This window comes from Streptomyces sp. NPDC004629, assembly GCF_042873595.1.
Classification (GTDB): Bacteria; Actinomycetota; Actinomycetes; order Streptomycetales; family Streptomycetaceae; genus Streptomyces.
Genome location: NZ_JBIALO010000029.1, coordinates 63,097 through 73,715, shown reverse-complemented (window position 1 = coordinate 73,715; position 10,619 = coordinate 63,097). Strand labels below are relative to the sequence as shown.

Annotated in this window: 9 protein-coding genes; 4 read left to right on the top strand and 5 right to left on the bottom strand. The window is 68.9% G+C overall.

The genetic code is table 11. The annotated features are described in order from the left end of the window. Positions 1-371: 371 nt before the first annotated feature. Both ACFYTE_RS33440 and ACFYTE_RS33435 read right to left on the bottom strand, forming a co-directional pair. Positions 372-773: a DUF6009 family protein gene (locus ACFYTE_RS33440; RefSeq protein ID WP_388718754.1), complete on the bottom strand. Its 402-nt coding sequence runs from the start codon at positions 771-773 to the stop codon at positions 372-374. Then, positions 770-2,287 (bottom strand): phage/plasmid primase, P4 family, encoded by a 1,518-nt coding sequence (locus tag ACFYTE_RS33435; protein WP_388718752.1) that lies wholly within the window; start codon positions 2,285-2,287, stop codon positions 770-772. The genes ACFYTE_RS33440 and ACFYTE_RS33435 overlap by 4 nt, the downstream gene beginning before the upstream one ends. Before the next feature lie 1,219 nt (positions 2,288-3,506). Here ACFYTE_RS33435 and ACFYTE_RS33430 point away from each other — a divergent pair. From ACFYTE_RS33430 to ACFYTE_RS33415, 4 genes are all read left to right on the top strand, one after another. Then, positions 3,507-3,971, top strand: a complete 465-nt coding sequence (locus tag ACFYTE_RS33430; RefSeq protein ID WP_388718750.1) for an ATP-binding protein — start codon at positions 3,507-3,509, stop codon at positions 3,969-3,971. Between the two features lie 195 nt (positions 3,972-4,166). Beyond that, positions 4,167-5,393 carry a DUF6923 family protein gene (locus ACFYTE_RS33425; RefSeq protein WP_388718748.1) on the top strand — a complete coding sequence of 409 codons (1,227 nt, stop codon included), beginning with the start codon at positions 4,167-4,169 and terminating at the stop codon, positions 5,391-5,393. Positions 5,394-5,921: 528 nt separating this feature from the next. Next, complete coding sequence (locus ACFYTE_RS33420; RefSeq protein WP_388718746.1) at positions 5,922-6,515, top strand: TetR family transcriptional regulator; 594 nt, start codon at positions 5,922-5,924, stop codon at positions 6,513-6,515. 114 nt (positions 6,516-6,629) lie between these two features. Next, complete coding sequence (locus tag ACFYTE_RS33415; protein WP_388718744.1) at positions 6,630-7,448, top strand: hypothetical protein; 819 nt, start codon at positions 6,630-6,632, stop codon at positions 7,446-7,448. A gap of 133 nt (positions 7,449-7,581) precedes the next feature. Here ACFYTE_RS33415 and ACFYTE_RS33410 read toward each other — a convergent pair whose 3' ends face one another. From ACFYTE_RS33410 to ACFYTE_RS33400, 3 genes are all read right to left on the bottom strand, one after another. Continuing rightward, positions 7,582-9,564 carry a hypothetical protein gene (locus tag ACFYTE_RS33410; RefSeq protein ID WP_388718742.1) on the bottom strand — a complete coding sequence of 661 codons (1,983 nt, stop codon included), beginning with the start codon at positions 9,562-9,564 and terminating at the stop codon, positions 7,582-7,584. Further along, complete coding sequence (locus ACFYTE_RS33405) at positions 9,561-9,743, bottom strand: hypothetical protein (protein WP_388718740.1); 183 nt, start codon at positions 9,741-9,743, stop codon at positions 9,561-9,563. The genes ACFYTE_RS33410 and ACFYTE_RS33405 overlap by 4 nt, the downstream gene beginning before the upstream one ends. A 410-nt stretch (positions 9,744-10,153) precedes the next feature. Next, the gene (locus ACFYTE_RS33400) at positions 10,154-10,390 is read right to left on the bottom strand and encodes a hypothetical protein (protein ID WP_388718738.1); all 237 of its coding nucleotides are present in this window, start codon (positions 10,388-10,390) and stop codon (positions 10,154-10,156) included. Positions 10,391-10,619: the final 229 nt, after the last annotated feature.

Sequence of the window (10,619 nt, the reverse complement as noted above, 5' to 3'; positions counted from 1 at the left end):
CGGGGGGGGGGGGGGGGGGGGGGCCCCGGGGGGGGGGGGGGGCCCCCCGCCCCCGGGGGGGGGGGGCCCCCCCGGGGGGGGGCGCGCCCCCCCCCCCCCCCACCCCGTCCCGTCACGTCCGACCCGTCACGTCCGACCCGTCATCGCGTCACACGCCCGCGCGGGGCGCCCGGCAGGCTCATCGCGGCGGTGCGCCGCGACTGCATCGGCACGGCGCCCTCCGGGCGCAGCAGGGCGCACCGGTGCGACCGGCCCGGCGAGCCCGGTCGTCCCCGGGCCCGCGGCCCCGGCTGCGACACCGTCGACTCCCCGTCCCCCGGCCGGTCACCCCGCGGCCCGCGTCAGGAACACCCGGCCCGGACGGGCCGGGATCACCAGGACAGTTCCATGCCCAGCTCCCGCATCGCGGGGGACGGCGGGCCGCCCTCGGAGCGCTCCGTCTTGCGTCCCTTGTGGCCCGGGGCCAGGGTGCGCGGATCGATGGCCTCGGCCGGGGCCCCACTGGCGTAGAGACCGTCGGGAACGCTGTCGCGGTCGTGCGGCAGCAGCCAGAAGACGCGGCGCCGAAAGGTCCCGGAGCAGTGTGACGCCTTTGCTCTGGGCCCGAGTTGGGCATAGCCCACCATCCGGCCGTCACGACGGTAGGCCGGCCTGCCTCGACGGGTGGAGAGCCGGTCCAGGCTCTGCCGCACGTAGTCGAGGCCGCTGACGTCCTCAAGCCAGACGAGTTCCGTCTCGTGGCTGATCTCGTCTTCGCTGATCAGGGAACTCATACCTTCTCCTCGTCGGAGAGCAGGCCGATGCCCGGGTAGTACTTGCGCGAGTTGGACAGGATCATCTCCTTGGGGGAGGCCAGTCCGGCCAGCTCACGCGCCCGTTGGGCGAACACCCGGGAGGAGATGGCCGTGGCTCCTTCTTGTTCGCACCACGTTCTGTAGGCCGCGTAGAGGCCGGCCTGCTCGACCCGCAGGTCGGGGCCGCGGGCGCAGCACTCGTCGAAGAAGCGGCCGGTGTGGTCCTCGGTCTCGGCGTAGGCGTTGGTGGCGATGCGCACCCGTTCGGGACCGGTGATGTCCCTGTCGCCGCCGAGGTAGCGGCGGGCGCCGTCGATGAGCCAGCCGAGGATGCCCGGACCCTCCTCGGTGACGAGGATGTCCGCCAAGTTGTCGATCTTGCGATGGTCGGGAACGACACGCTCGAAAGGGATCAACCGCATACGACGCCAGAACGCGAACCCACCCGTCCCCACCTCCGGCCGATGATTGCCCAGCAACCAGAGCTTGTGAGTCGGCTCAAAACTGAAGAAATCCTGCCGCATCCGACGCGCCTTGATCCGATCCCCACCCGTCAGCAGCTTGACCCGCGCCTCATCGAACTTGTCACCCGGCTTGACCTCCGAACACACGATCACCCGCCGACCATGCAACTCCGCCAGATCCGTCGGATGCCCCTCATAAGGCCGCGCCATCAAAAACCCCGGCGGAGCCGCATCGGCATAATCACCCAGCAATTTCATCAGGACGTCCAGCAGAACCGACTTGCCATTCTTGCCCGCTCCGAACAGGAAGGGCATCACCTGGCCGCCGACATCACCGGTGACGGAATAGCCGAGCAGAAGTTGCAGGAAGCGGATCATCTCCAGGCCCTCGGCGTCGTCGCCGAAGGTGTCGGCCAGGAAGCGCTGCCAGCGCGGGGTGGGCACATGCCGGGGACTGACCGCCGTGGAGCGGGAGTGGAAGTCCTTGGTCGGATCGGGTCGCTTCATCCCGCCCGTGCGCAGATCGACGATGCCGTCGGGCGTGCACAGGGCGTACGGATCGGCGTCCAGCAACGCCGCGTTCAACACCATCCCGGGCGCGGATCTGGCCTGCACGAGCATGGCGTTGATACCGGCGGTGGACAGCGCCCGGCGGCGGTGCTTGCGCAGGGCCTGGACGCTGTGCAGGCCCTGCGGATCGGCGACGGCGATGCTCTCGGCCAGGTCGCCCGCGGCCCACAGCACGGTGTCGTCCTCGTCGACCTGCCAACGGGTGCCGCCCCAGCGGTACCAGCCGAGGCCCGGCACGTACTGGTAGTCGCCGGCGTACAGCTTGACGAACAGCTTGGCCATGCCGCGGTCGCTGAGCGTATCGGGCAGCAGGCCGTCCCCGCTCGCCCGGTCGGCGAGGGACGTCTGGCCGCCAACCGACTGGGAAACCAGGGACGTCGGCCGGTGGGCGAGGATCTGGGCGGCAACGGTCTGGGGGTCGAAGTCGAACAGGACGTTGTCGTTGCCGGGGACCGTCATGAGCGGCTCCCGGGATGCGGGGGGCGCTGCGCTCCGGTGGCGAACATCTGGCGGGCGGGTACCGCGTGCGGGGTGTGTCTGCGGGAGACCCGTGCGGCGACGGCGTGTTCGAGTCCGTGCCCGAGCCGGGACCGCAGGAGGGCGGGTTCGCGGGCGCCCTCCGGCAGGGTGCGCGGGCCGAAACCGCTGCTGGCGGCGGGGGTGCGGGGGTGACCCGACCGGCCTCGACGGGCGCGTCGTGGGGTGCTCAGCGGCGGCCGCCGGGGAGCGGCCTGGGCATACGAGGGCTCCTGCCGCGAGTTGCGATCGGGAAAAGGCAGCTCAGCAGGCATGTAGTCCCTCTATCAGTGACTGAAGCGACTCAACGACGGACGCAGATTAGCGAAGCCTTGGTGAGGCGGCGCGGATCCCGATACGAACGGAGCGGCCGCACTGATCATATGATTCACGGCGCGGACAGTCGGCGGCCTGACACGGCGGAATCGACCGTCGGCCATTCGGGTCCCACCCCCCGAAAACGAAAAAGAAACCGCAGCTCACATGGGATGCCTCCGGGCATGACACCGACTCGGGCAACCGCGGCGACGGGCAGGCCAAGCACCTGCGCACGTGAATGTGTTCCTCTACCGAATTTCCAGTCGCTTCGGTCACTTCCGTATGCCCGATCACCCTGGTGACCTGCGCGTTCGGTCCGTCCAGGCCGATGGCCGCGCCCCGCCGTACGGTCCTCGGCCTCCGCTCGTCACACACCCGTCGACAGCGACCGAGGGTCGGAAACGGTTGCACCACTGCGTCACATGGATGATGAAGATCACCCGCCGGTGGCGATGAGCGGACGGTTGTTCGGATGCCGGCAGTAGACAGGCCGCAGGGCATGTCCGCAGGTCAAGAACGCATGGTTCTTCGCCCTTGCGAATACTGAGTTTCCTTTTTCTCGGCATTCTTCCGGCTGCCCGGAACACCAGTTCGCCAGAATTGAAATGTCGTCACCTGACAGGTTGCCCGGCATCCTGGAAGCGCATGCCCGCACCCTTAGGGCCGCGTATATTGAGCTGCCTTCCCCGTTCTGCTCGTAGGAGCTCCAGATGTCAGGCATTCACCTGCTGCGTGCGTCATTGCCGGACGACCACCGGACGACCGTCCGCAGCATGGGCGGCGAGGTGGCGGTAAGCGATCGGCGGGGGCCAGTGCCGAGCGTCCAGGCTGGAGGCTGACGACAATGCCCCTCACAGCGACCGATCGGATCGAGCGGGTTCCGCTGCCCGTAACGAACCGGGCATTCCGTGCGCGTATTGCCTTCGCCTTTCCGCGGACTCCGGTCGCAGCGGCCGAAGAGCCGGCGGCCCGTGACCTCGTGCGGGTGGGCGAGGTCCGCCGGATCTGCGGCGGGCGGCTGCGGAACTGGGGGCTGGAGCGGCTCGACGACTCCGTACGGCTGCTCCTGAGCGAGCTGGTCACCAACGCGATCCAGCACGGCTCCGGCAGCCAGGTCGGCGTGCGCCTGTCCTACACCCCGGGTGAGGTGCGGATCGAGGTGCGCAGCGGTCCGGTGAACACGTTGACGGCCCGCGATCCCGGCCTGCTCGACGAGGACGGACGGGGTCTGCTGCTCGTCGACGCGTTGGCCGACGCGTGGGGTGTCGACGACACCGGCTGGGTCTGGTGCGCCCTCGCGACCGCGTAGCGCAGAGGTGCCGAGCCGGGCCGCGCGTGCCGTTCCGCTTCACCGGGCGTCACCTGTTCAGATCAGCTGTCCGTCATGCCGGAGGCAGCACCCGGGTCTTACATGCATGTCCCCTCCGCAGACGGAAGGCAAGTAAGACAGATGAACAGGCGTCTATCACGTCGGCTACTTGCAGGCGCGCTCACGGTGAGTGCGGTGACCGGAGGCTCGCTCGGGCTCCTCGGCGCGCCGCAGGCCTTCGCGGCACCGGCCTCGGACGGTTTCGAATGCGACGGCCAGATCTTCCAGTCGGCCGGCTCCACCAGCTCGGTCAAGCTCTACACGGGTACGGTCGGGCCGGGCACCGTGTCGTTCTCGCCGCTCGGCCCGACGGGCCCCGGCTACAACGCCATCGGGGTGGACCCCGACACGCAGTACATCTTCGCGATGCGCCGCGACAACAACCACCTCCTGCAGATCAACAACAAGGGCGCGGTGACGGACCTCGGCGCGATCGCCGGGCTGCCGTCCACCGCGAACTACTACATCGGCGGGTTCGACAAGGCGGGCGACTTCTACATCGCCGGCAACAAGACCCCGCTGTACAAGGTCGACACCAAGCAGCGCAAGGTCGTCTCCCAGACGAAGCTCAGCGCTCCGCTGGGTGATGGCGTGGGTGACATCACGTATGCGTCGGGCTTCTTCTGGAGCGCGACGATCGACGGTGTCATCCAGCGCATCAACCCCACGACGGGGAAGGTCGACAACTTCTCCGGCATGGTGCCGGCCACCAAGCAGGGCTACGGCGGTGCCCTCACCTACGGCAACAACGACCTGGGCTTCTTCGACAACGGCGGCACCCTCCACCGGGTCGCCGTGAAGAACGCGGGCGACGTGGCCCCCACGTTCACGCTCGTGTCCTCGCAGGAATCGACCGCGGCCAGCGCCGTCGACGCGACGGCGTGCTTCGTGGCGCGTGCGGACCTCAGTGTGGTCAAGGTCGGGCCACTGAAGGTCAACCAGGGTGATCCGGTCGAGTACACAATCACGGTGATGAACAACGGCCCGGCGGATTCCTCGGGCTGGACGGTCAACGACACCCTGCCGGACAAGCTGCAGAACCCCAGCACCCCCACTCCAGGCTGCACCATCGAGGGCCTGAAGCTGTCCTGCACCGGCGGGGCCCTGAAGGTGGGGGACGAGGTCAGGATCACGGTCAAGGGCACGGCGCCCGTTCCCGGCGGTGTCAAGCTGAACAACGTCGCCACCGTCCGCGGTAACGACCCCGACCCCGACCCCAAGAACAACGAATCCGGCGTGACCACCGAGGTCGGCGTCCCGCTGATCGACCCGGCCGTGGGCGCGGCCACCGCCGTGGGCATCGGCGCTCTCGGCACCGTCATCCTCCGTCGTCGGCGCAACGCCGGCGGGGAAGAGCGGTAAAACCGACCTGCCGGTGATGCGCAGGTAACCTTTTCGGGGGCGGAAGGAACCCGTGTCCGAGGCGGTCGGAGTGAAGCAATGGAGCTTTCTCTCCGACCGCCGGGGCATGGGCGGACCACCGCCCCCTCTTCATTTCCCAACAAGTGTTGCCGAGCGCATCGGTGCAGGCAGCAGCGGCTTTCCCGGTCCACAGAAGCAACACCGGGAGCACCGTACGCTATTGACATTCTGTCGATAGCGATGACATATTCATGACCGGTTTGCCGGTTGAAGAGAAGCTAAAAATCTCACTCGTAACCGCCGTGTCGGTAGCGCGTTGATCTGTTCATGAGGGTTTTCCGGGCGAGGCGGCGAAGCGGGCCGGGCCGCACTCCACCATCAGCGAACCGCGGTTCCACGCGCTCGCTGACGTATCGGCGCTGCGCGGTTCGGCGATCTCGGGCTCCTGCTCACGTCGGGACGTCCGGAGGGGAGGCGACCGCGGTGGGCCGAGCCGCACGCGTCGAACGCGCCGCGGGAACACGGGAGATGATCCTGACCACGGCCGAGCGGCTGTTCGCCGAGCGCAGGATGCCCGCGTTCGCCCACCGCCAGGGCGGCGAGCCACCGGCGTGGGGCGTCGCCGACCACCGCTTCGGCTCCAAGGCCGACCTGGTGCGCGCGATCGTCCGCACCCACGGCGAGCACATCGAGGCAATCCGTGTGCGCATGCTGACCGAGACCGGCGACTCCGAGGACGTACGGGACTGGGTGGCCTGCCTGGTGCGACCGGTCACCGAGCACCTGACCGCCCTGGGCAGTCCCAGCTGGTACGCCCGGTTCTGCGCCCAAGTGATGATCGATCCCGCGCTGCGCGGCATCGCGGACGAGGAGTTAAGCCGCTCCCCCGCGCTGCGAGGCGTCCTCGAAGGACTGCGCCGCTGCCGCACGGATCTGCCGTCCGAGGTGCACGCCGAGCGCGCCGGCATGGCTCTCCAGCTGATCGTGCACATGTGCGCGGAGCGGGAGGGCGCCCTGGCCGGGAACACGCCCTCGTCCTGCCCGAGTTGGCACGACACCACCACCGGTCTGATCGACGCGATCGTCGGCCTGTGGCTGGCCCCTGTCTCGAACCGCTTCTGACGGGGCACCCGTTGCCGGAGCCGGGAAGCCCGACGGGCAGGCCCACCGGTATCCGCCCCATCTCTGGAGTCGGACACCCCCATCGATCAACACATGCGCACCGGGAGGAAAGGCATGAGAGAGACCACGAAGGACGCGAGAGGGAAGGGCCTCAAGGGCAAGCTGGAAACCGGTGTCGGCCACTACATGGCCGCCGTGGCGGAGCGGCTTCTCGCCGACGGACTGCCCGTCGCGTCCATTTATGCCTATGCCGCCAGCGATGAGGGCATGATCGATGACAACGATATCGAGGGCAGTATCCACTTCACCAAGGCATTCCAGCTGAGTCTCAACGGTCCGGCGGAGTCCTTCCTGCACTGGGTCGGTACGTCGGGCTGGTGTCACCGCACCATCCACGGACCGGCGGGCGCCGATTCCCCTTCCGAGCGCGTCCGCTGGCTCGACGCGGGCCTGCTGCCCTCCCCCGACCGGGTGGCCGCTTTCATCTCCGCCGTGCGCGTCGACCCCGACGCGGCCGGAAGCGGTGAGCGTCCGCACTATCGGACCCCCTGTGACCAGCTGAACGAACTTGCGGCCGGTTTCGGGAGGTTCGCGCCCGGAGCCGGGCACACCCCGCTCGCCCAGGCCGACTATGAGCACCGCTTCGTCGAGGCACAGGGCGCCGCGTACCGCGACCGGGTCCTGAAGGCGCTGGCCTCCGGGGACGACCGGGTCCTCTTCCTGCCCATCCGGCACAGTGAACTGCGCGCCCTGTGGGACCTGTTGGAGTACACCGAAGTCATCGCACCGCTGACCGGACCCCACGACCTCGCCCAGAGCCTCGCGCAGGATCTGACGCTGCGGACCCCGGGAGACCACCGCAGCGTGCAACGGCACTTCCGGGCGCGTCTCCTCGCCGTCGAGCAGGGAGACCACCACGACCAGCACATGTAGCCGCAGATGGTACGGGCGGGCCGACTTCAGGACGCGGCGGGCCCGGACGGGAGATCCCTCGTCCGCCTTGCACGCCGTGCCCCGCTGCCGCGACCCCCGGCGCCACGGCAGCGGGGCACGTTGCGCCGCTTGTCTAGAAGTCCCAGATCAGGTCCGGTTTCAGCAGCAGCAGCCGCAGGTTCTCCGTGCCCACGCGCACCCGGTGGGAGGCGATCCGGTCCTTCTGGCTGTTGTTGCGCAGGATCGCGTCGGCCTGGAGCAGGGCGTCGGGCAGGGAACGGTCGACGTAGCAGTTGACCCGGGAGTCGCCGCTGGCCTTGAGCAACATGTTGAGGTTCTTGGTGGTGATGCCCAGGGCCGGGCCTCGCCCGGGGAGCCAGTAGGCGGCGGGCCCCTTGCCCTCCCAGCCGCTGCCGTCCCGCTTCTGGACCAGGCCCTGGTCCTGTTCCACCTGACCGGACACCGCGGGACGTACGACGCCCTTCTCGTCCCGGATGTGCAGCCGCCCCCGGGAGAAGGCCCTGCGCAGGACCTCCCCCACGGCGGTGGCCACTCCGTCCTGGGCGGTGCTCTGCGCGTCCATGCAGGCGGCCTGCCGGGCGAGTGAGGCGGCGAGCGGAGCGGCCACGACATCGACCAGACCGGCCATGTCCGTGCCCGTGACCGCGGCGACCAGACCGAGGCCGGACAGCATGGCGGCCGCGGCGGTGATGACGCCGTCCATCGTGTCGCCCGGCTCCGGCAGCACCGCGTCCACATGCGGGCTGAGCTGTTCGAGTGCCCGCTTCTCCAGCTCCGCGAGATGGCTGTCGGCGTCCGGCAGGGCGTGGAGATGGGCGATGATCCGGTCGCCGAGGGTGCGAAGCGGGACGGTGAGGCTCTGGCCGCCACCGGATTTGTACCAGCGCCAGTCGACCTCGCCGCCGTCCCGCGAGAGATAGATGACCACCGAGCGCCGGTACAGGGATTCCTGCATGCTGGGGGGCAGCATCTGGGCGGCGATGACGGGAATGGAACGGATCCGGTTGGCCGGCCTGGCCGTCAGATCGCGGTTGCGCCGCCCCTTGATCTCGGTCGCGTTCCCCGCCGCGCGGATCACGAGTTCCAGCTTCTTCTCCATGTCGCGCATCTGGGCGGCGGACGAAGCGCGGGTGAGGGGAATGTCATCGAGCAGGGTCGGCATGTCCCCTTCGAAGTCGAGTGCGCACTCGATGTCCGTGGCGGTGCTGCTCATGCCCTTGGTCGGCACCGGGGGCCAGGCATGCGGCCGGGACGTGAGAAGGAGACTGCGCGCGGTGTTGGCGGCCGACGTCTTGCCCGAGTTGGGCGCGGCGTCCAGCACGAAGGCCGCCGAGACCGGACGCAGCGAGTACGCGAGGGAACGGACGCCGACCGCCAGGGCCATCAGCGAGGCCCAGCCGTGGGTGGCGATGTCGTCGACCGCTCGCCGGCACTCGTCGTCCGTGGCGGTGCGCTCCAGTGGAACGGCGGCCTGCCGCAGGGGTTCCGGGGCGCCGATGACCCGTACGGAGCCGCTGGGCGGGTAGCTGCGGCCGTCCGCGTACACGTAGGTCAGGCCGGCGGTCGGCAGGCGGTGCCAGCCGGTGTGCGCCACCACGGGAGTACGGGGCAGGCGTTTGCCCTGGTCGGTGATGATGTTGATGAGGACCTCGCGGATGGCGCGGGAGGCGGCGCCGCTGTCGTCGCTGAAGTCGTTCCAGCCGTCGGCGGTGCGCAGGTCCGAGAGGCTCTTGGTGAGGGTGTCCGCACCGATGGTGATCGTGTAGTAGCGGCCGGCGGACTTGCCGTCCTCGCCGATCAGCACCAGGCGTTCGGAGACATAGGGCGCCCAGTCCAGGACGACGTCCCAGCCTCCGTCCTTGCCGCGGTTGGCCTTCCAGACCGTGCCGTGGTCCTCATGGGCTTCGTAGTACCAGCCGGCCGATCCGATGACCGGGCGGCCCGGAGGGATGTCGGATTCGGGATCCCCCGATCCTTCCCGGGCCGCGGGGAAGTGGTCCCGGCTGCCGTGCTCGACGTCCCGCTCTTGCCTGCCCCGCCCGTAGGCCTCGTGCGCTGCCATGGACACGGCGCCGGCGAAGGTCTCGACGCTCACCGGTCCTCCTCCCCGAAGACGACCTGGGGAAGCTGCCGGGCCTGCTGCTGGACGATGTCGGTCAGGACGTCCTTGAGGGCGAGGCTCTCCCAGATGTCGATGCCCGTGAACTGCTCCCAGCCCTTTCCGTCCGGGAGGTCACGGTCGCAGAGCAGGGCCAGCTGCCGGTTTACCCGCACCACATAATGTTGCCTGTGGCACGTGCCTTCGGCGTCCAATGCCGCGAGCCTGGCGAGTACTTCTGGGCACCAGGCGAGGACTTGCACCATCCGGCCCCCGGACCGGTTCCAGACGCCGGCCTTCTGACGCTCCGTCGAAACCACGTACCACCAGTCATGACGGCCGGTAACAGCCGTCATCGCGGGCCCAGTTCCTGCGCCCTGGTGGGGAGATGCCGTGATCGTGAGGTTGAGGAGACTTGGGTGTCCGCCCCCCCGAATTGCCGCAGACATGGGTATTCTCTTTCCCCTAGCAGTGGTTCGTCACCTTTGGGGCCGATGAGCGAACATGGGCCCGCCGGGCGAACTATCTGTGGACACCGGCCCGGATGCTTCTTTGGCTGAGGTGCGTCGGGCCGGTGTCTTCCTACCTAGGCAATTGCCGTTGTGTCAGTGCTTTCTTCCTCGAATCTGGCGCGCATGATCTCCCACACCAGGGCCTGAAGCTCCTGTGCCGCCCTGATGACCGCTTGCGGGTCCTCGGCGATGCATCGCGCGGAGCGTTCGGTCAGCAGTCCGACGGACATCGCGGCCGCCATGCGCCGGCCGTTCTCCTCGGAGATCCCTCTGCGGACTCCGTGCCCCGGCACTCCGGCGGTCGTCGCCACCGAAGCAACGGTGGGGCGGGTGACCGTACCTGACATCCGGGCGATTTCCCCTGATGTGAGGCCTGGGCGTCGGTCAGGGCCCCGGTGCGATGGGCTCCCCAAGGCTTCCCCCTCAAGTCGGCGTGGAAAATTGAGCAGCCATCAACTTACCCCGCACATGGCATCAACGGGTCCGGCCCACGGGGTTTCGCAACCAAGTTCACCGTATCGGGTAATACACCCTCCAGAG

What these genes read in the sequence shown, in the direction of transcription:
- ACFYTE_RS33440 (WP_388718754.1), bottom strand. Translation starts at nt 773, where the DNA reads ATGAGTTCCCTGATCAGCGAAGACGAGATCAGCCACGAGACGGAACTC.
- ACFYTE_RS33435 (WP_388718752.1), bottom strand. Translation starts at nt 2,287, where the DNA reads ATGACGGTCCCCGGCAACGACAACGTCCTGTTCGACTTCGACCCCCAG.
- ACFYTE_RS33430 (WP_388718750.1), top strand. Translation starts at nt 3,507, where the DNA reads ATGCCCCTCACAGCGACCGATCGGATCGAGCGGGTTCCGCTGCCCGTA.
- ACFYTE_RS33420 (WP_388718746.1), top strand. Translation starts at nt 5,922, where the DNA reads ATGATCCTGACCACGGCCGAGCGGCTGTTCGCCGAGCGCAGGATGCCC.
- ACFYTE_RS33415 (WP_388718744.1), top strand. Translation starts at nt 6,630, where the DNA reads ATGAGAGAGACCACGAAGGACGCGAGAGGGAAGGGCCTCAAGGGCAAG.